Origin of the sequence: Klebsiella sp. H-Nf2 (assembly GCF_002806645.1) — a bacterium.
Taxonomy (GTDB): Bacteria; Pseudomonadota; Gammaproteobacteria; order Enterobacterales; family Enterobacteriaceae; genus Klebsiella; species Klebsiella variicola.
Genome location: NZ_PIBL01000009.1, coordinates 43,523 through 64,107 on the forward strand (window position 1 = coordinate 43,523; position 20,585 = coordinate 64,107).

Sequence of the window (20,585 nt, forward strand, 5' to 3'; positions counted from 1 at the left end):
AAACCTGACACATCGCGAGTAAATCTATGAAAATTGGCATTATTGGCGCTATGGAAGAGGAAGTTACCCTCCTGCGCGACAAAATCGAAAACCGCCAGACCATCACCATTGGCGGCAGCGAAATCTATACCGGCCAACTTCACGGCGTTGACGTCGCTCTGCTGAAGTCTGGTATCGGGAAAGTGGCGGCGGCGACGGGCGCGACCCTGCTGCTGGAGCGCTGCCAGCCAGACGTGATCATTAATACCGGTTCTGCCGGCGGCCTCGCGCCGACGCTGAAGGTCGGCGATATCGTCGTCTCCGATGAAGCGCGCTACCACGATGCCGACGTCACCGCCTTCGGTTATGAGTATGGCCAGCTGCCTGGCTGCCCGGCGGGCTTTAAAGCGGACGATAAGCTGGTGGCCGCCGCCGAAGACTGCATTAAAGCGTTAGATCTCAATGCCGTTCGCGGCCTGATCGTCAGCGGCGATGCCTTCATTAACGGCTCCGTCGCACTGGCGAAGATCCGCCATAATTTCCCGCAGGCAATCGCCGTGGAAATGGAAGCGACCGCCATCGCTCACGTCTGCCATAACTTCAAGGTTCCCTTCGTGGTGGTTCGCGCCATCTCCGACGTGGCCGACCAGCAGTCCCACCTCAGTTTTGAGGAGTTCCTTGCGGTCGCCGCCAGACAGTCCACCCTGATGGTGGAGAATCTGGTACAGAACCTGGCACGTGGCTAAGTCGCTATCCTTCGCGCTTGCCGCGCTGCTGTTACTCGCCCCGGCGTGGCTACTGGCCGCGCCGCGGGTGGTCACCCTCTCCCCCGCCAATACCGAACTGGCCTTTGCCGCCGGGATCACGCCGGTCGGCGTCAGCAGCTATTCCGATTATCCTCTGCAGGCCAAAACCATAGAACAGGTTGCCAGCTGGCAGGGGATGAACCTGGAGCGCATCGTGGCGCTAAAGCCAGACGTGGTGCTGGCCTGGCGCGGGGGCAATGCCGAACGCCAGGTTAACCAGCTGCAGTCGCTGGGTATTCACGTCCTCTGGGTGCAGACCTCGACGATAGAAGAGATCATCGCCACCCTGCGTCAACTGGCGCAGTGGAGCCCGCAGCCGGAAAAAGCGCAGCAGGCGGCACAGGCGATGCAGCAGGAATACGATGCGCTGAAAGCGCGCTATGCCAATGCGCCGAAGAAACGCGTCTTCCTGCAGTTCGGATCCACGCCGCTGTTCACCAGTGGTCCCGGTTCGATTCAGGATCAGGTGCTGAGGCTGTGCGGCGGCGAGAATATCTTTGCCACCAGCCGTGTTCCCTGGCCGCAAGTGAGCCGCGAACAGGTGCTGGCCCGCCAGCCGCAGGCGATCGTGGTGACCGGCGACGCCAGCCGCATTGCCGAAGCGCAGCGCTTTTGGCAACATCAGCTCACCATTTCGTTGATTGCGTTACACAGCGACTGGTTTGAACGCGCAAGCCCACGTATTATCCTCGCCGCCAAACAACTTTGTGCGGCGCTTGACCAGGTAAAATAATCATCCGGCACACCGGATGTTCAGTGGGAATCAACGATGCTTGTCTATTGGCTGGATATTATTGGCACGGCTGTCTTCGCGATCTCCGGCGTTCTGCTGGCGGGAAAATTACGCATGGACCCGTTCGGCGTGCTGGTGTTAGGCGTGGTGACGGCGGTGGGCGGCGGGACCATCCGCGACATGGCGCTGGCGAATGGCCCGGTATTCTGGGTCAAAGATCCCACCGATCTGGTGGTGGCGATGGTCACCAGCATGCTGACCATCCTGCTGGTCCGCCAGCCGCGTCGGCTGCCGAAATGGATACTGCCCGTTCTTGATGCCGTCGGTCTGGCGGTGTTTGTCGGCATCGGCGTCAATAAAGCCTTTCTCGCCGGCAGCGGTCCGCTGGTGGCGGTCTGCATGGGGGTAGTCACCGGTGTCGGCGGCGGGATTATTCGTGACGTGCTGGCGCGCGAAATTCCCATGATTCTGCGCACCGAGATCTACGCCACCGCCTGTATTGTCGGCGGCATTGTCCACGCTACAGCGCACGACACCTTTCATCTCCCGCTGGAGAATTCGGCGATGATGGGCATGGTGGTGACGCTGGTGATCCGTCTGGCGGCGATCCGCTGGCACCTGAAGCTGCCGACGTTTGCCCTGGACGATAACGGAAGGTAATAAAAGCAAAACGGTAACCGTAAGGTTACCGTTTTTCGCGTAGACTCCCTCTCTCTGTGGGAGAAGGCAATCGGCCGTACTCTCGTTAAACGCTGAACGAGGACCCGCAGCCGCAGGTGCTTTTCGCGTTCGGGTTGGTCACGATGAAACGCGAACCTTCCAGCCCTTCGGTATAATCGACGGCGCCGCCAACCAGATACTGCAGGCTCATTGGGTCGACCACCAGGCCGACGCCCTGTTTCTCGATGGTCATATCGCCTTCGTTGATCTGATCATCAAAGGTGAAGCCATACTGGAAACCGCTGCAACCGCCGCCGGTGATATACACGCGCAGTTTCAGGTTCGGATTATCTTCATCCGCAATCAGGTGTTTTACTTTGTTGGCTGCGGCTTCGGTAAACTCCAGCGGCAACGCTACGTCATCACTCATTTTTTGCTCCCATTGATACTTCCGGCCGGTTAAAGAATAACCGGACCTTTTGAGCCATTATCTAATACCCTGGTAAATCGTTCAAGTATTCTCCCGGGGTGGCTGCTGCGCTTTTGCCGCCTGCTCGGCCTCCTGCTTCGCCAGAGTACGTTGCAGAATGGTCGAATACAAAGGCTTACCGCCGAGGAATTGCGCCAGTAGTGTTGCGCCAAGGCAGGTAATAATCATTGGCAAAATGAGCTGATAGTTATCCGTCATCTCCAGCACCAGCACAATTCCGGTCAGCGGCGCACGTACCGAGGCGGCCAGCAGTGCCCCCATCCCGGCGATGGCGAAGGTGCCGGCATCGAGATGGTAGGCCGGAAACAGCGGAATAGCCGCCATGCCGAACGCCGTGCCCAGCAAGGTGCCCAGCGCCAGCATCGGCGCGAAGATGCCCCCCGGCGCGCCGGAAGAGAAGCAGATCAGCGTGGTCACCACGCGGGCGACAAAGATAAACAGCAGCAGACCGACGGAGAAGTTACCGGCGGCAGCGATAGGGATCAGGTTAAAGCCACCACCCACCGCGGAAGGCTGCATCAGCCCCAGCAGGCCGCAGATCCCGCCGATTACCCCGCCCATCAACACCCATTTTTTGATATTGCCGCCGTGGATGCGCTGGAACAGATCCTGGGTGCGCAGCACCAGAAAATTAAACAGTGGGCCAAAGCAGCCAAAAAGCATGCCCAGCACCAGATACAGCCACAGAGTATTCACCGGGGCGTTGCTCAGCTTGCCCACCTCAATGATCGCCGCTTCGCCGTTGAAAATACGAAACACAATGCTCGACATGATCACGCCGGTAAATACCGCTTTAATGGAGATCAGGTTGTAGCGAAACTGCGGGCGCATCTCTTCGATGATAAACAGAATACCGGCCAGCGGCGCATTAAAGGCCGCCGAAAGCCCCGACGCCGCACCGGTCGCCAGCAGCGTGTGCCGCGCTTCCGCACTGCGCATGCGGAAGATATCCAGCACCATGCGTCCAATGTTGCCGCCAAGCTGCACCATCGGCCCTTCACGTCCCAGCACCATTCCGGCGCCCAGGGTCCCCATGCCGCCGATGAATTTCACCGGCAGCACGCGCCACCAGCGCACCGGCCGCAGCTCCTCCAGCGCCCCTTCGATTTCCGGGATCCCGGAGCCGCCCGCCTCCGGCGCAAAGCGGCGCACGAGGAAATAACCGACCATTGCCAGCAGCGCCGACAAGATAAACGCCAGCGGCCAGACCAGATACCAGTGGTCGGCCACCTGCGCCAGCGCGCCGATCCGCTGGTTCTGCACCCAGTTCACGCTCTTTTCAAACGCCACGCCCACCAGACCGGCCAGCGTGCCGACCACCGCCGCCATAAACAGGACCGCCAGCGGCGTTTTATCGCGCTGAATCAAACGGCGCACCGCATCGCCGCGACGCACCCGCACGAACTGATGTGCTTCAAAAGAGGGAGTATCTGCTTTCATGCCATTATCAATTATTGGTAATACAAATGAAGAGAGAGGCATTTTAGCCGCCCCGGCGCGCTGCGTCGTCAAAAAAATGCCCTTGCGGCACATTGTTTCAATTGGGCAAAACTTTCATAACCATCCTGGAATAACTTAGAATAGCCGATAAAACATTTTTCACGAACCAGGACCCTGGCCATGAGCAAATCTGAAAATCTATACCATGCTGCGCGCGAACTGATCCCCGGCGGCGTTAACTCGCCGGTGCGCGCCTTCACCGGCGTCGGCGGCACGCCGCTGTTTATCGAACGCGCTGATGGCGCCTATCTTTATGACGTGGATGGGAAGGCCTATATCGATTATGTCGGCTCCTGGGGTCCGATGGTGCTGGGCCACAACCACCCGGCTATCCGCAATGCGGTGATCGAAGCGGCGTCCCGCGGCCTGAGCTTTGGCGCGCCGACCGAAATGGAAGTGAAAATGGCGGAGCTGGTGACCGAGCTGGTCCCGACCATGGATATGGTGCGGATGGTGAACTCCGGCACCGAAGCGACCATGAGCGCCATTCGCCTGGCCCGCGGCTTCACCGGCCGCGATAAGATCATTAAGTTCGAAGGTTGCTATCACGGCCATGCCGACTGTCTGCTGGTGAAAGCAGGTTCCGGCGCGCTGACCCTCGGCCAGCCAAACTCGCCGGGCGTGCCAGCCGATTTCGCTAAACATACCCTGACCTGCACCTATAACGACCTCGCCTCGGTACGCGCGGCGTTCGAGCAGTATCCGCAGGATATCGCCTGTATCATCGTCGAACCGGTGGCCGGCAACATGAACTGCATTCCGCCGCAGCCGGAGTTCCTGCCGGGCCTGCGCGCGCTGTGCGATGAGTTCGGCGCGCTGCTGATTATCGACGAAGTGATGACCGGCTTCCGCGTGGCGCTGGCGGGCGCCCAGGCTTATTACGGCGTAGAGCCGGATCTGACCTGCCTCGGGAAAATTATCGGCGGCGGGATGCCGGTGGGCGCCTTCGGCGGCCGCCGCGAAGTGATGGACGCGCTGGCGCCGACCGGCCCGGTGTACCAGGCTGGCACGCTCTCCGGTAACCCGATCGCCATGGCCGCTGGCTTCGCCTGCTTAAGTGAAGTGGCGCAGCCGGGTGTGCATGAAACCCTGACCGATCTGACCAACCAGCTGGCGGATGGCCTGCTGAACGCGGCGCGCGAAACCGGGATCCCGCTGGTGGTCAATAACGTTGGCGGCATGTTCGGCATCTTCTTTACCGATGCCGAAACCGTCACCTGTTATCAGGACGTGGTGAAGTGCGATGTCGAACGCTTCAAGCGCTTCTTCCACCTGATGCTGGAGGAAGGCGTGTACCTGGCGCCGTCGGCGTTTGAAGCCGGCTTTATGTCCATCGCCCATAGCGAAGAGGACATTAATAACACCATCGACGCCGCCCGTCGGGTGTTTGCCAAACTGTAAGGTGCTTGAATGCCTGGCGGCGCAGGGATTTTCCCGGATGCGGCGCATTGCGCCTTATCCGGGCTACCAAATCACACAGCGCTGTAGCCCCGGTAAGCGATAGCGCCACCGGGGAGTTTCCCGGAGGCGGCGCATTGCGCCTTATCCGGGCTACCAAATCGCACAACGCTGTAGCCCCGGTAAGCGGTAGCGCCACCGGGGATATTGAAACCATCCAGGATCGTTAACGGCTCTGCTTTCTCAGCAAATAGATAAAGTACGGCGCGCCGATAAAGGTCGACAACAGCCCTGCCGGGATCTGGTAGGGGAACATAATCATTCGCCCGCACCAGTCGGCAAAGACCAGCAGCATCCCGCCCGTCAGCCCGGAAATCACCATATGCGGCATCGTCCGGCGGAATCCCAGCATCCTCGCAATGTGCGGCGCCATCAGGCCAACGAAACTTAACGGCCCTATGGTGAGCGTCGCCGTCGCCGTCAGGCTCGCCGCCAGCAGCAGCAACCCGATACGCGATGGCGTCAGCGCCATCCCCACCGCCCGCGCCGCCTCGCCGCCCAGCGGCAGGATGGTCAGCCAGCGGCGGCAGAGCGGCGCCAGCGCCAGCAGCGCCAGCATCACCACACCGCTACGCAGCACCATCTCCGGCGTCGCGCTATAGGTCGAACCGGACATCCACGTCAGGATCTGCGCCATGCGCGGATCGCCGCTGGCCTGCAACATCATCAATAGCATGGTGAAGGCGGTACTCAGCGCCATCCCCGCCAGCAGCATCCGGTGCGGCGAGAAACCGCCGCGCCCGGCGGCGATCAGAATAACCAGCAGCGTCGCCGCCGCGCCAAGGCTGCCGGCAGGCAGCAGCCAGACAAAGGCGTTGCCCGGCACGAAGAACAGCATCAATACCACGCCGAACGCCGCGCCAGAGCTGATGCCCAGTACTTCCGGGCTAGCCATCGGGTTGCCGGTCAGGCGTTGAATGATGCAGCCCGCGACCGCCAGCATCACCCCGGCAAACAGCGCCGAGAGCACTCGTGGCCAGCGCCAGGGCATCAGTTGCGCCAGCAGATCGCCGCTGGCCCATTGCCAGCTATGGGCATCGCGGCCAAAGGTCAGCGCGGCGGTTATCGCCAACAGCAGCAGCGCTAAGCCGCCCAGCGCGAACCACGGCACGTGGCGGCGCTCGATCAGCGCTTTATCGCCGCCGTTCATCACCGGGGCGCTGATGCTGCGCAGCCGCGGCAGCAGCCACAGTAATAAAGGCGCGCCAATCAGCGCAGTGACTGACCCGGTCGAGACTTCCCGCCAGACCCGGCTGAGCCAGAGAATAATTTGGTCGGAAAGCCACAGGATCAGCGCCCCGATCAGCGCCGCCAGCAGCAGCCGCGGCAGCAGGCGGCGGGCGCCGAGCATTTTCGCCAACAGCGGCGCGAACAGACCGATAAAGCCGATAATGCCGACCGCGTTAACCAGCAGCGCGCTGATGACAATCGCCAGCGTCAGCACGCCAAGCCGCGCCAGAGACAGCGCCAGCCCAAGGTTACGCGCCACGCCATCATCGAGCCCCATCAGGGTTAACGGGCGTAGCAACAACAGCGTCAACATCGCGCCGCCGAGCAGCTGCGGCCACAGACGCTGCACCACACTCCAGTCGGTCTGCGTCAGGGTGCCGGTACTCCACAGGAACATGCTTTGCAGCTGGTCATGATGGAAAATCACCATCAGCTGATTGACCGCGCCGCAATAGAGACTCACTACCAGGCCGGCCAGGATCAGCGTCACCGGCGACAGACGTTTGCCCCACGAGACGCCGAACACCAGCGCCCCCACCAGACAAGCCCCAGCCAGCGCGGCAAACTGCGACGCCAGCACGCCGGGGATCGCCCATAATGTGGTGACCGTCATTCCCAACTGCGCGCCGGTGGCGACGCCAAGCGTGGTCGGCTCCGCCAGCGGGTTACGCAGCACCTGCTGGAACAGCACGCCGACGAGGCCCAGCCCGGCGCCGACCAGCAGCGATATCGCCAGCCTCGGCAGCAGGCTGTAATGGAACAGCATCTGGGCGATATTATCGATATCCGGCTGCCACAGCGCCTGACGCCATTGCGCGTAAGGTAAAGCGACATTGAGGTTGACGATGCTCAGCGCGAAAGCGGCAACCAGCAGCCCGGTCAGCAGGAGAATGGCTAACGGCGAGAGACGTGCGCTCATACCGCCCTCCCCTGCGCATCGGCCAGCACGCGGGCGAAATGCATCGCCGACAGCGTCGCGCCATAGAACCACACCGCCGGAACCCGCTGGAAACGCCCCGCGCGCACGAACGGCATCGCCTGCCACAGCGGAGTCGCCAACAGCTGGGCCATCTCCCGATCGTTGCCATGATCGAAACAGATCACATCGGCCTCGTTAAATGCCGCCAGCCGGTCAATACCGACGGTGATGCTGCCCCAGAACGCCGCTTCGCCGCGCCAGGCGTTTTTAATGCCAAAGCGATCGAGCACTTCCTGGAACAGGCAGTTCTCACCGAATACCAGTACGTGGCGGGCATCGAGCAGCGAAATCATCAGCAGTGGGCGATCAGCACGCCCGGCAAAACGCGGACGCAGGTTCTCCATCAGCGCGTCGAACTCCGCCAGGTGGTGCTTCGCCTGCTGTTGTTTACCCAGCAGGTCGGCCATTTCCAGCAGCGAACGCTGGGCCATCGCCAGCGGCCGTTTGCCGTCGCTGAAGGTGAAGCCGCGGCCGGGCGCGATGCGCGCCAGCTTTTCCGGTGATGGGCCGTAACCCGCCGACCAGACGATAAACGACGGTTTCATCTGCGTCAGCAGCTCAAGATTGGGTTCGGTGCGCAGGCCGATATCGATCACCGACGCGGGCAGCGCGGGTTCGTTCACCCACAGGCGATAGTTGGGAATGTCGGCCACGCCGTAGGGCGTGACGCCAAGCGCCAGCAGCAGTTCGGCCGGCAGCCACTCCAGCGCGACGACGCGCTGCGGATCAATGTTCGCCGCCTGCGCGCCGCGCATCTGCCACAGCAGCGGCGAGAGCGCCATCGCCGTCAGCAGGCGGCGTCGGGTTATCAGAGTTCGGTTCTTCATCAATAGACAAAGCTTACCGGCGCCGCGCCCGCCGGGTGCGGCAGGATCCCCATCGGGATGCCGTAGATTTGTTCCAGCGTTTCGCTGCGCATCAGTTCTGCTGGCGTCCCCTGGGCGATCATTTCCCCACCGCGCAGCGCGACCAGATAATCGCAGTAGCGGGCAGCCATATTGATATCATGCAGGACCGCGATCACCGTCAGGCCACGCTGCTGGCTGAGACGATGCACCAGCGCCAGAACATCGACCTGATGGGCGATATCCAGTGCCGAGGTCGGTTCATCGAGCAGCAGACAACGGCTATCCTGCGCCACCAGCATGGCGATCCACGCCCGCTGGCGTTCGCCGCCGGAGAGGCTGTCCACCAGCCGCTGCGCCAAAGGCTTCAACCCCACCAGCGCGATCGCCTCTTCCACCTTTTCGCGATCCGCCGCACCGAAGCGCCCCAGCGCGCCGTGCCACGGGTAGCGACCTATCGCCACCAGCTCGCGAACTGTCATCCCTTCCGCCGCTGGCAGCTGCTGCGGCAGATAGGCCACTTTGCGGGCAAACGCCTTGCTGCTCCAGCTCTCCAGCGGCTGGCCGTCCAGCAGCACATCGCCTGCGGAAGGCGGCTGATGGCGGCCGAGCATTTTCAGTAAGGTGGATTTGCCGGAACCATTATGGCCTATCAGGCCAGTCACTTTTCCTGCCGGGAAGGTTAACGAAAGGGGGTGAAGCAGCGTGCGACCTGGTACGCGAAAGGTCACGCCATTTAACGCAAAGGTGGTCTCAGAGTGCGGAGTCTGTTCCTGCATAGCAACAACCTGATGTTGGGCGCGGCGAACCGCGCCCGTGAGTAGTTAGAAGCGGAAGGTTGCGGTCGCGACAACCTGACGTCCCGCACCCCAGTAGCAGGCGTATTCGCTATAGCAGCTGGAGACATATTCGCGGTCAAACAGGTTGTTGACGTTGACGCCGACCGAAGAGCCCGGCAGGCCAAAGCGCGCCAGATCGTATTTCACCGTCGCATCCATCAGCGCATAACCGGCCACATTGAAGGCATCATTTTTGTTACCGGTGCTGGTGTCGTTTTTGTAGTAACTGACCGTTGAACCGATATAGCGTGCCCCGGCGCCGACCGTCAGACCGCTGAGCGCGGTTTCGTGGAAGGTGTAATCCGCCCACAGCGACGCCATGTTACGCGGCACTTCCGCCGGACGCTTGCCGTTGAACACCGTATCGTGAGTGTATTCCGCATCGGTGTAACTGTAGGCCGCGGTGACGTTGATATTGGCGTTCACCGCCGCTTTCGCCTCCAGCTCAAGGCCGCGGGAGCGGATCTCGCCGGTCTGGATGCTGAACGCCTGGTTAGCCGGATCCGCCGTCAGGTTCTTATCTTTGGTTAGCTGATAGACCGCGGCGGTGACCACCACCGGCATGTCTTTCGGCACATATTTCACACCAGCTTCATACTGCTTGCCACGCGACGGATCGAACGGCTGGCCGTTAAGCCCGGAACCCGATACCGGCTCGAAGGATTCGCTGTAGCTGAAGTACGGAGAGATGCCGTTATCAAACAGGTAATTGATACCGCCGCGCCAGGTGAACTGCTGGTCGTGATTCTCCGCCAGGCTGTTACTGGAGCGAGTTAATGTTGAGGTGGTGGCGTAATCGTAACGGCCGCCCAGGGTCATGACCCACTTATCCCACTCCATCTGATCCTGCGCGTACAGGCCCGTCTGCTCCATTCGGTTGAGGACCGCGTACGGGAAAGTGACCTGAATATTCGGGTTGCCGTATTGCGGGTTGCTCATGCTGATAGGATCCGCCGTCCCGTAGTCGGCATCCACATCGTTGCGCATCCGCGAGTAATCCACGCCGGTCAGCAGCGTATGGCTGACCGCGCCGGTGGCGAAAGCAGACTGCAGCTGGGTATCGACGGTAAAGGTGTTCAGGTGCTCATCAGAACGCACATAGGCGCGATTCATGTAGCCCGGGGCGACATAGCCATTCCCGTACACCGAGCGATACAAGGTATCGACTTCGGCATAGCGCAGGTTCTGCCGCACGGTAAAGGTGTCATCAAACTGATGGGAGAAGCTATAACCCACCATCTTCTGGCGGCGCGAGATCTTATTATCCGCCTCGCCTTCATTGAAATCGGTCGGCAGCTTGTGCGCCTTCCCGTTGGCGTCGTAATACGGCACCACGGTGCCTTCGCGCGGCAGCCAGCCGTAGTAGCCCGCATCCGGGTCATTCTGGAAGTTGCTCAGGAAGGTGAAGTCGGTTTTATCGTCCGGGCGCCAGCTAAAGGACGGCGCCACCGCATAGCGGGTAGACTTCGCCATCTGCTGCTGGGTATCCTGGCTGCGGCCCAGGCCGGTCAGGCGATAGGACCAGACGCCAGCATCATCAATGGCGTCGCTGAAGTCAAACCCGGTCTGCCACAGGTTGTCGGTGCCCATCTTGAACTGCACTTCTTTCAGCGGCTCAGTGGTCGGGCGTTTGCTGACCATGCTGACGATACCGCCCGGGTTGCTGTTGCCATACAGCACCGAGGTTGGCCCGCGCATCACTTCCACGCGCTCGAGGAAATACGGGTCCATGGAGACTTCAGAGTAGTTATTCCCCTGCAGCTTCATGCCGTCCAGATACTGGTTGGTATTGACGGTCGTCGAGGTAGTGAAACCGCGGATGGTGACCACATCATAGGTGGTCGAGCTACCGCGGGTGGAGAAGACGCTCGGCGTATAGGAGAGCGCCTCTTTTACCGTGGTCGGCTGACGCATCTCCATCTCCTGGCGCGTGACCACCGAGACAGACTGCGGCGTTTTTTCAATCGGGGTATCGGTTTTCGTCGCCGTGGCAGAGCGTTTTGCCGCGATGGTCGGCGCCGGTCCCCAGGCGCTTTCCTGGGCGGCCGGTGCCGCAACGACGGTGATAGTCTCTTCTTGTTTCGGTTGTTCCGCAGCCTGTGCATAGACAGACATGCCGCTAACCGCCGTGGCTACTACAACTGCGATTTTACGCAGCGAGTGATTTGGCTGAGCAGTTTTTGGACGCGCCATGGGTATATCTCTGATGAAAGTGAATGATAACGTAAACGATAATTATTATTATGACGGGCGATATAATAGGCGAAACGCCGAAGGCAAGGCAAGCGATATGCCCGCCTGGAGAAACCGAAGGCCGAATTAATAACCAGATAGTTATTATGGAGTTAAAGAGGCGTTAACTTTTTTACAGGTATAAAAAAACCCCTTAATACTTTCGTACTAAGGGGTCGGGTCATGCGGTCGCAATCAGTTACTGCCGAACATATCCTTGATCCAGCCCGCGACGCCGTCGCTCTTTTCCTGCTGCTTCGGCGGCTGTTGCTGCTGTTGTTGCTGCGGCTGCGGCTGCTGTTGCCCGGACTGATTAAACGGGTTGTTCGCTTCCTGCTGCTGCAACTGCTGCTGCTGCATCATCTCGCCCTGGCGGCACAGCGCATCCGGCTGCGTCGTCCAGACCGGCAGCGAACGCACGCCACCGCTGCAGACGAGGTTGCCGTTGCTGTCCACGCCCATGTCGACCACGTCTTCAGGCGCCGTCAACGCCAGCGGCGTTGGCGTCTGGTTCGCCAGATAGCGCTGGTAAATCGACATCGCGCCGCTGGCGCCGTACAGTTTGGTCGGCTGGTTGTTGTCGCGGCCCACCCAGGTAATGGTCACCTGGCTACCGTCGATGCCGGCGAACCAGGTATCGACGTTATTGTTGGTGGTCCCGGTTTTCCCCGCCAGATGCAGGCCCGGATACTTCGCGCCCAGCTGACGCCCCGTCCCGCGCTGCACCACCTGCTGCATGGTCCACAGCGTCATGTAGGCCGCCTGGGCAGGCACAGCGCGTTCCGCCTGCGGGTAACTCTGATACAGCACCGTGCCATCTTCCGCAATCACCGAACGCAGCGCCGACAGCGTCGCGCGGTTACCGCCGCTGGCGATGGTCTGGAAGGCCTGCGCCACTTCAATCGGCGTCAGGTTCAGCGCGCCAAGCAGCATCGCCGGTACGGCGTTGAGCTGATCTTTCGGCGCGCCCAGCTTCGTCCAGGTATCGACCACCGCCGGCAAGCCCAGCGCCATCCCAAGGTTAACCGTCGGGACGTTCATCGAGCGGGTCAGGGCATCCACCAGCATCACCTGACCGCTGAAGCGACGATCGTCGTTCTGCGGGGACCACGTCTGGCCGTTGGACAGGCGAATGGTCACCGGCGCATCGGCGATCCAGGTGTTCAGGCGATACTGATTCGGCTGGCTCAGCGCGGTCAGATAGGTCGCCGGCTTGGCCAGAGAACCAATTGACCGGCGGGCCTGCATCGCGCGGTTGTACCCCGCGAACTGCGGCTCCGCGCCGCCGACCATTGCCCGCACTTCGCCGGTGAAGCGGTCAACCACTACCATGGCGGTTTCCAGGTCTGCCAGCTTGCGCTGTTTCTTCAGTACCGGGATCCCTTCCGAGGCCGCTTTTTCCGCCGCATCCTGGGCTACCGAGTCGAAGGTAGTGAAGATCTTCACGCCGGAGAGATCTTTCATTTTATCGCCCAGCTTCGCCTGCAGCTCCTGACGAACCATCTGCATAAACGCCGGCTGCGGTGAAATCACCCCACCGCGCGGCTGTACGCCCAGCGGACGCGCGCTCAGCATGTCGTACAGCTCCTGGTCGATGACCTGCTGCTGCTGCAGCAGACGCAGTACCAGATTGCGTCGCTCAAGGGCCAGTTTCGGGTTGCGCCACGGGTTATATACCGACGCCCCTTTCACCATCCCCACCAGCAGCGCCTGCTGATCGAGGCTCAGCTCTTCCACCGGACGGCCGAAGTAGTACAGGCTCGCCAGCGGGAAGCCGCGAATTTCGTTATCGCCGCTCTGGCCGAGGTACACCTCGTTCATATACAGCTCAAGAATGCGATCCTTGCTGTAGCGGGCGTCGACGATCAGCGCCATATACGCTTCGTTGGCTTTACGCCAGTAGGAGCGCTCGCTGGAGAGGAACAGGTTTTTCACCAGCTGCTGGGTCAGGGTACTCGCCCCCTGCACCGTACGACCTGCCGTCAGGTTCGCCAGCACGGCGCGGCCGATGGAATACAGGCTGATACCATCGTGCTCGTAGAAGTGGCGGTCTTCGGTCGCCAGCAGCGTATCCACCAGCAGATCCGGGAAGCCACTGCGCTTCACGAAAAGACGCTGCTCACCGTTCGGCGACTGCAGCATGGTGATAAGCCGCGGATCGAGGCGGAAGAAACCGAACTGGCGGTTATTATCCATATTCTCGATGGTATCCAGATGATCGCCATCGAAGGTCAGACGCGCACGCACCTGCCCTTCTTTACTGTCCGGGAAATCGAACGGACGACGGATCATCTCGATGCTGTTGGCCTGCACGGTGTATTCGCCCGGGCGCGTCATCGCGCTGACCTGACGATACTGGGTGGCATTCAGCAGACGCACCATCTCGTTTTTGCTGATCTGCATGTCCGGCTCAAGGTTCACCATCCGGCCATAGACCGCGGCCGGCAGCTCCCAAACTTTACCGTCAATGCGGCTACGGATTTTCTGATCGAGGTAGACGCCATAGGCGGCAATCAGCACCGCAAAGACAATCCCCAGCTTGACCAGCAGCCACAGCCAGCGGCGCTTACGACGAGGTTTGCTGCCGTTGCCTTTTCCTTTTCTCGGCACCGGTTTCTCATCCTCATAATCATCGTCATCATACTCGTCGTCGTAGTCCTCTTCCCGGACCCGGCGACGGGTGACTTTTTGTTTTGTCGGACGCGAGGGTCTCCCCTTACGTCCGATAGGCTCGCGGTCATCTCCCGCCATGCTTTTTCTCCGCAACGTTCAAGCGCAAAGGCCTGATTCTCAATACTTCCCCTGCACAGAGGAAGAAGAAATCTCTCAAATTAACGTCCAGGCTGCTTATCCTTCGGACGACAACCTGCTGGCAGGCAGGACATGCCGCCAGCCTTTCATGAGGTTGGTTTGCTTCGTTTTACATGATATTAACAATAAAAATTCACCATAAAATCATTATGTTAAACGCATCACCAGCAGAAATGGTCAGAACATAGCACGTAATGTTCAGGGCATACAGGATAGCACTAAAATGCGACATTCTTAACCAGCATTTTACCTCCTGCGCACGTAACAAGATGGGAAAGAGTATGTTTTTTAATAACATAAAAAATGACGCTCGCCATGATGCCAAACGCACTGGCCTCATCTCCGACTGAAAATATATTTCCCGGACGAAAGCATTTATTATTGAGAGAAGTAAAGGGGTTTAACTGATTTTCTGCTGATAAAAATGCGAGCCTGTTAACATTTATGCCGAATAATATTTTATGATGACACCAGGGGAATATTTGTTAAACTAGCGGCCAGTGATTCATTATTTTGATTACTCTACTATGCGCATTCCGTTTATATTTTCGCTTTGCGTGGTCGCCATGCTCTCTGGCTGCCAACAGAAACCCGCCTCAACGCTCAGCCCGGCCATCAGCAGCCAGGCGCAGCTGGAGCAGCTCTCGTCGGTAGCGGCCGGGACGCGCTATCTCAAGAATAAATGTAATCGTAGCGATCTGCCCGCCGATGAAACGATATATCGGGCAGCGGTGAATGTCGGCAAAGCGCGCGGATGGGGAAATATTGACGTGGCGACGTTAAGCCAAAATAGCGACCGGCTTTATCAACAACTTTTGCAGGACAGCACTCCGGAAGCCACACAGTGTAGTCAATTTAATCGCCAGCTCGCTCCCTTTATTACCAGTTTGCGCAGCGACTAAGCAAAATATTCTCAACGCGCATATTATTGCGCGTGCCCCTTATTCCCCTTTCGGCTCCTCGTCAATTTTCCCGCCGGGCCAGTCATCCAGCGCCGCCAGGGTAAATGTTGTGCCGTTGAAGCTAAAAATCGTCACATCCTGCTGGATCTGCTCCACCACCAGATTGGGCAGCGGGGAATCGCCCTCCGACCACGCTTTGCCGTTTAACACAATGCTGCGCTTTTCCGGTAGCGAGGCGTAGACATGGGCGCTGTAGCGCAGGGGCGGCAGCGTATCGCTGTCCACTACCGGCGCCGCAGGCGCGCTGGGTTTTACCGCCGGCGACGGTTTTTTTGGCGCGGTCTCCCCGGCGGCGGTTAACGGCAAAAGCGCCGCATGAGCCACCGGCAGAGGCAGCGTTTGCGGCGGTGACGGATGGCGCCACTGCTCGCCGCCAAACCAGCCGAGCGCGATAAATAATCCGGCGTACAGCGGGATAATCCAGCCGGGGACCTGCACCATCCGGCCGCGGCTTACCGGCGCGTCTGCCTGCGCGGACGGCGGCTGATGCGCCACCAGCGGCGGGATCCCTCTTTCACTATCATCACGAACAATCACAACCGTCTCCTGTTCCCCCACGGTGCAGAGAAGGCGCCCTTACGGGCACCCCACGTCACCTTATTTACTGCTCACCGGCAGGCCAGCGCCCTGCGATTCGCCCTGCGGCAGCTCGAGGACCGCTACCGACCAGGCTGGCAGCGTGACCGAGCCGTCAGCGGCAACCTGCACGCCGCTCGCCAGCGAACGGTCGCCTGCCGCCTGCTGGATGGCGCTCAGCTGCAGCGATGTGCCGGCGAAGTCCTGCAGCGTCCGGCTTTCCGGTGCGGCGTTGATCGCCACCACGATGGCGTCGACACGGCTGTCCAGACTGGCGCCAGCCTGCATCCCGTCATCGATGGTCATCACCAGCAGACCCGTCTGCTGATCGGCGCCGGTGTTGCGGAAGTCCACGCGCTTCATCACCGTCGCGCCGTCACCGAGGGTAAACAGCGGAGACGATTTACGCAGCGCGGTCAGCTCCTGATAAAACGCGGTCATCTGCTTGAGCTCCGTTTCACCCGGAGTAGCCACCGCGTCTTTCACCCGGGCGATAATGTCATAGTTGCTGCCATCATCGCTGCTGCGCGGCATACCCACGTTGTAGTTGTTGTCCTGCAGGGAGTAATCCACGCGGTTAAACCAGTCACCGGAATCATACGAATCGCGGGTAAAAGATTTAGAGCGCAGCAGCTCCGAGCCCTGCTGGTCAAAGGCGATCCCCTGGCCGAGCATCACCGTCGCCAGCGACACCGCCTGCATCCGGACGCGGGTATCGAGATCCGCCTCCTGAGCAGCTTTGTAGCTGATCATGTCCCACAGCGTTTGGTTGTCGTGTTTTGACACATAGTTCACGACTTCCGTCGGGTCAGCCGCATAGCCGCCAGGCGCGCCGTTATAGTCAATCTCGCTGCCTTTCTTCACCGCGCCGTCTTTGTCGATCAGCACGAAGTCCGCAAGGTTACCGGCCATGCCCAGACGGGTCAGATCGGCGAGGTGGCGCGCCTGATCGTCGGTCATGCTGGTCAGCTCATTCGGCAGAACGCCGGCGCCGCTGCCCACCCCCTGATTCTGGCGCAATGCATCGCCGGAATCGAACGGCCCGCCGCCGCGCACGGCGTCACGCAGACGATCGGAGAACGTGCCGATCCCGGTGCCTTTCAGATTGATTTGCGAGGCAATTTCAAAGCGATCGCTCTGGTTGGAATCCCAGCCTTCACCAAAGAAGTAAATGTCCGGGTTCAGCGCTTTAATACGCTCCCAGGCCGAGAGGATCTGCGCTTTCGGATGGTAGCCCATCAGGTCGAAGCGGAAGCCATCGATCTTATAATCGGTGGTCCATACCGCCAGTGAATCGGCGATAAGCTTGGCGAACATCCGGTGCTCTGGCGCCGAGTCGGAGCAACAGGTAGCCGATTCCACGCTGCCGGTGGTTTCATTCAGGCGCTGATAGTACCAGGGGACGAGCTTATCCAGCACCGAGGTGCGGTCGGTCGGGCCGGCGGCGTTGGTGTGGTTATACACCACGTCCATGATGACGTTCATTCCCAGATCCTGCTTGATCGCCTGAATCATGGTGCGGAACTCTTTAATGCGCGCCGTGCCTTCCGGATCGGTGGCGTAGGATCCTTCCGGCACCGTGTAGTGGAACGGATCGTAGCCCCAGTTATAGGAGTCGGTCTGCGCCACCAGCGTGTTCAACGCCTGCACCTGCGGGTTATCCTTGCTGTCGTTTTGCTTCAGCTGAGTCAACACCTCTTCGACCGTCGAACCGCTGTCGCAATAGCCCGCGAACTCGCTGCTCTTCACCGCGCTGTTGATCTCGCACAGGCGACTGAACGGCTGCTGAATATCGGCGACTTTGTCGCTGAACTCATTGACCGTGGCCAGATCGAAGACCGGCAGCAGCTCAATATGGGTCACACCCGAGGCCGACAGCTTTTTCAGATGCTGGACCATATTGCTCTCCTGGGCGGTGAGCGCCAGATATTTACCGCGCAGTTCAGCGGGAACGGTTTGATCCCAGGCGGACAGGTCGCGAATATGCGATTCGTGGATCGTCATTTTCGCCAGGTCGGCTTTGGTTTTCTGCGCGTGCGGCATCGTCAGCCCGTCCCAGCCTTCCGGCTTCAGCGCGCTGTCGTTGAGATCGACCACCTGGCTGTACTCCGAGTTGGTCGACAAACTATGGGCGTAGGGATCGGTCACTTCGTACTGCTCGACTTTACGCGACTGCGGGTGGTAGACGGTCATCGCGTAGCGGTAGAACGCGCCCTTCAGGTCGCTCCCGCCCTGCCAGGACCAGGCGCCGGAGGCGCTGTCGCGAGTCATCGGATGGCTGGCCACCACCTTCTTGTCGGCGCTGTAGACCACCAGTTCAACCTGCTGCGCCGTGGGTGCCCAGACGCGGAAGGTCACGCCGCTATCGGTTAGCTGGGCGCCGTAGCTCAGCGCCTCGGCGGCGGCGGCATAGGTATCGTCCAGCACGCCAGCGGTCTGCACCTGGGTGGCGGAGCTCAGGATCCCATCGCTTTCCGCAGATATCGCCACCGCCTCGCCCTGCAGCAATTCATCGACGTTGACATCATCCGGCAGCTTAAAGGCAGGATAGCTGGCGAGATGCGGGAAGCGCATGCTCACCTGCTGGCTGACGGTGGTGGGGGTCAGCTTGACATATTTATCGGTAAATTCGCCCTTGCTGTCGGCGGCCACCTTACTGCTGTGGCTGTAGTAGAGACGAACAATCGGTTTATTCTCTCCGCCCGACCACAGCAGGGTGGTTTTATCGACCCAGTGCGCATCGGCCAGCGCCACGCCAAAGGCGGCGCGGAAAGCGTCGGCGCGGGAGTCATAGACCGCGCTGTTGCCGGCGATGACCGATACCGTGCGATCGGTGAAATCGCCAAAAGAGACGCGCAGGTCGCTGTCGATCAGCTTATTGGTGCCATCGCGCACGATAACGTTGATACATCCGCTCCCTTTAGTCAGCGGGATCACCCAGTAAGGGCCATATTTGTCGCTACCGGCCGGCGTGGTGCTGACATCATTCCAGTCCGCCACCGGCGCGCTCAGCGCATCACAGGTTTCGTTATTCCACAGATAGAGGTTTTTAGTCGCATAGTCGGCCGGCGTGCTGCTGGTGATGCCGGCGATATCGACAAGGTGAATGACAGCCTGGTTGGCGGAAGCCTGCACCGCTTCGCCAGGGACGGCAACGTCCGGTAAGCGGACGACCACATCCTGCGGGTCGGGCGTGCCGGGAGTACCTGGGTTGCCAGGATTGCCTGGTGAACCCGGTGAGCCAGAGGGTGAAGAGGAAGAGCTGTTATCACAGCCACTCAATAATACTAACGATCCAAGAAATAGGGCATGACAGGTATATCTGAGCATTCGATAGTCCCTAATATGCTTATTAAATTATAAAAGGTAAGAAAGGATGAATATCTTTACAGCGCGCTAATTAGATATTTTTGCTTTCCGGGGCGCAATCATCCCCCACAAATGAGAGGGGGGCGTAGGAAGCCGGGGGAGTAAATCAATAAAGGGAATGACGACCCGAAACCGCAAACTGATTATGATTCGCCACGCTTATCGCCACTCTCCGGCAATAAATAATTCAAAAGCCAATAATCACCTACCTGTTTCGGTAGGGTATTACGCCAACGTGCAGAAAAATAAATTAGCAAAGGAATTAAAATGCCAGTTTCTGTGATGGGGTTAACAAATATAAATAAAGGGATAATTAAATTATTACCACAAATTGTGACGCTCATCATATTAATAACCGCTATCCCCCAGCTGGCGAAATTAACCTGGCGCGTGGTATTCCCTGTCAGTCCTGAGGATATTTCCGCCCTGTCATTAACCGCTTCTCCAATGGAGGAGTCGGAATTAAAAACCGAACGGCCCGTATTTACCCTGTTTGGTCTGGCGGCAAAAAACAGCCCTGCGCCAACGGATGCAACCCACCTCAATCAGGTGCCGGTTTCCAGCCTGAAACTACGCCTTACGGGTCTACTCGCCAGCAGTAACCCGGCGCGATCCATCGCCATTATAGAAAAAGGAAATCAGCAGGTTAGCCTTAGTTCCGGCGATACTGTCCCGGGGTACGATGCGCGGATCGTCGCTATTCTTCCCGACCGGATCATCGTTAACTATCAGGGACGCAAAGAGGCCATTTTGTTATTTAACGATACCCGCGCGCCGTCGTCATCGCCCGCTACAGCGGCCACTCCGCCTCTTGTGAAGCGACTCCGCGAACAGCCGCAAAATATCCTCACTTATTTATCTATTTCGCCGGTGCTCAGTGGCGACAAACTGCAGGGCTATCGCCTTAACCCAGGCAAAGACGCCACGCTATTTCGTCAGTCCGGCCTGCAGGAAAATGATTTAGCCATTGCCCTAAATGGCATTGATTTACGCGATCAGGCGCAAGCACAGCAGGCGCTGCAACACCTGAATGAACAGACCGAAATAACGCTGACCGTTGAGCGAGAAGGTCAACGACACGATATCGCTTTCGCGCTGGGGGATGAATAATTGCCA

The 20,585-nt window shown here is 59.5% G+C and carries 16 protein-coding genes; 7 read left to right on the top strand and 9 right to left on the bottom strand.

The window, feature by feature from the left end:
• Positions 1 to 26 precede the first annotated feature (26 nt).
• Genes mtnN through CWM58_RS19665 form a run of 3 tightly spaced genes read left to right on the top strand, consistent with a single transcriptional unit; the run spans position 27 to position 2,178 of the window.
• Positions 27 to 725 carry a 5'-methylthioadenosine/S-adenosylhomocysteine nucleosidase gene (gene mtnN, locus CWM58_RS19655; protein ID WP_008807361.1) on the top strand — a complete coding sequence of 233 codons (699 nt, stop codon included), beginning with the start codon at positions 27 to 29 and terminating at the stop codon, positions 723 to 725.
• Positions 718 to 1,518: a vitamin B12 ABC transporter substrate-binding protein BtuF gene (gene btuF / locus CWM58_RS19660; protein ID WP_100681583.1), complete on the top strand. Its 801-nt coding sequence runs from the start codon at positions 718 to 720 to the stop codon at positions 1,516 to 1,518. The genes mtnN and btuF overlap by 8 nt, the downstream gene beginning before the upstream one ends.
• Positions 1,519 to 1,554: 36 nt before the next feature.
• The gene (locus CWM58_RS19665) at positions 1,555 to 2,178 is read left to right on the top strand and encodes a TRIC cation channel family protein (protein ID WP_002889277.1); all 624 of its coding nucleotides are present in this window, start codon (positions 1,555 to 1,557) and stop codon (positions 2,176 to 2,178) included.
• Between the two features lie 85 nt (positions 2,179 to 2,263).
• Here the strand turns inward: CWM58_RS19665 and erpA are convergent, their stop codons facing one another.
• Both erpA and clcA read right to left on the bottom strand, forming a co-directional pair.
• Complete coding sequence (erpA, locus tag CWM58_RS19670; protein WP_015368181.1) at positions 2,264 to 2,608, bottom strand: iron-sulfur cluster insertion protein ErpA; 345 nt, start codon at positions 2,606 to 2,608, stop codon at positions 2,264 to 2,266.
• A gap of 81 nt (positions 2,609 to 2,689) precedes the next feature.
• The gene (gene clcA, locus CWM58_RS19675; protein ID WP_100681584.1) at positions 2,690 to 4,108 is read right to left on the bottom strand and encodes a H(+)/Cl(-) exchange transporter ClcA; all 1,419 of its coding nucleotides are present in this window, start codon (positions 4,106 to 4,108) and stop codon (positions 2,690 to 2,692) included.
• A gap of 180 nt (positions 4,109 to 4,288) precedes the next feature.
• On the opposite strand from clcA, the gene hemL reads away from it, so the two are divergent.
• Positions 4,289 to 5,569 carry a glutamate-1-semialdehyde 2,1-aminomutase gene (gene hemL, locus CWM58_RS19680; RefSeq protein ID WP_022065539.1) on the top strand — a complete coding sequence of 427 codons (1,281 nt, stop codon included), beginning with the start codon at positions 4,289 to 4,291 and terminating at the stop codon, positions 5,567 to 5,569.
• A gap of 223 nt (positions 5,570 to 5,792) precedes the next feature.
• On the opposite strand, the gene fhuB is transcribed toward hemL, so the two are convergent.
• From fhuB to mrcB, 5 genes are all read right to left on the bottom strand, one after another.
• Positions 5,793 to 7,775, bottom strand: a complete 1,983-nt coding sequence (gene fhuB, locus CWM58_RS19685; protein ID WP_100681585.1) for a Fe(3+)-hydroxamate ABC transporter permease FhuB — start codon at positions 7,773 to 7,775, stop codon at positions 5,793 to 5,795.
• Positions 7,772 to 8,662, bottom strand: a complete 891-nt coding sequence (gene fhuD / locus CWM58_RS19690) for a Fe(3+)-hydroxamate ABC transporter substrate-binding protein FhuD (protein ID WP_100681586.1) — start codon at positions 8,660 to 8,662, stop codon at positions 7,772 to 7,774. Before fhuD ends, fhuB begins: the two co-directional genes overlap by 4 nt.
• Positions 8,662 to 9,459 carry a Fe3+-hydroxamate ABC transporter ATP-binding protein FhuC gene (gene fhuC, locus CWM58_RS19695; RefSeq protein ID WP_061155713.1) on the bottom strand — a complete coding sequence of 266 codons (798 nt, stop codon included), beginning with the start codon at positions 9,457 to 9,459 and terminating at the stop codon, positions 8,662 to 8,664. The genes fhuD and fhuC overlap by 1 nt, the downstream gene beginning before the upstream one ends.
• A gap of 45 nt (positions 9,460 to 9,504) precedes the next feature.
• Positions 9,505 to 11,712 (bottom strand): ferrichrome porin FhuA, encoded by a 2,208-nt coding sequence (gene fhuA / locus CWM58_RS19700; RefSeq protein ID WP_061155714.1) that lies wholly within the window; start codon positions 11,710 to 11,712, stop codon positions 9,505 to 9,507.
• Positions 11,713 to 11,946: 234 nt separating this feature from the next.
• A complete protein-coding gene (mrcB, locus tag CWM58_RS19705; protein ID WP_100681587.1) occupies positions 11,947 to 14,502 on the bottom strand; it encodes a bifunctional glycosyl transferase/transpeptidase in 2,556 nt (851 codons plus the stop codon).
• A 587-nt stretch (positions 14,503 to 15,089) separates the two neighbouring features.
• On the opposite strand from mrcB, the gene gspS reads away from it, so the two are divergent.
• Positions 15,090 to 15,464 carry a type II secretion system pilot lipoprotein GspS gene (gspS, locus tag CWM58_RS19715; protein WP_100681646.1) on the top strand — a complete coding sequence of 125 codons (375 nt, stop codon included), beginning with the start codon at positions 15,090 to 15,092 and terminating at the stop codon, positions 15,462 to 15,464.
• Between the two features lie 39 nt (positions 15,465 to 15,503).
• On the opposite strand, the gene gspB is transcribed toward gspS, so the two are convergent.
• Together gspB and pulA are read right to left on the bottom strand one after the other, a co-directional pair.
• Positions 15,504 to 16,061: a type II secretion system assembly factor GspB gene (gene gspB, locus CWM58_RS19720; RefSeq protein ID WP_100681588.1), complete on the bottom strand. Its 558-nt coding sequence runs from the start codon at positions 16,059 to 16,061 to the stop codon at positions 15,504 to 15,506.
• Positions 16,062 to 16,121: 60 nt separating this feature from the next.
• A complete protein-coding gene (pulA, locus tag CWM58_RS19725; protein ID WP_100681589.1) occupies positions 16,122 to 19,430 on the bottom strand; it encodes a pullulanase-type alpha-1,6-glucosidase in 3,309 nt (1,102 codons plus the stop codon).
• Positions 19,431 to 19,614: 184 nt separating this feature from the next.
• Between pulA and CWM58_RS28775 the strand changes: the two genes are divergently transcribed.
• Together CWM58_RS28775 and gspC are read left to right on the top strand one after the other, a co-directional pair.
• Entirely contained in the window at positions 19,615 to 19,752 is a 138-nt protein-coding gene (locus CWM58_RS28775; RefSeq protein WP_004219434.1) for a hypothetical protein, read from the top strand.
• Complete coding sequence (gene gspC, locus CWM58_RS19730; RefSeq protein WP_100681590.1) at positions 19,737 to 20,579, top strand: type II secretion system protein GspC; 843 nt, start codon at positions 19,737 to 19,739, stop codon at positions 20,577 to 20,579. The genes CWM58_RS28775 and gspC overlap by 16 nt, the downstream gene beginning before the upstream one ends.
• The last annotated feature ends 6 nt before the right edge of the window (positions 20,580 to 20,585 follow it).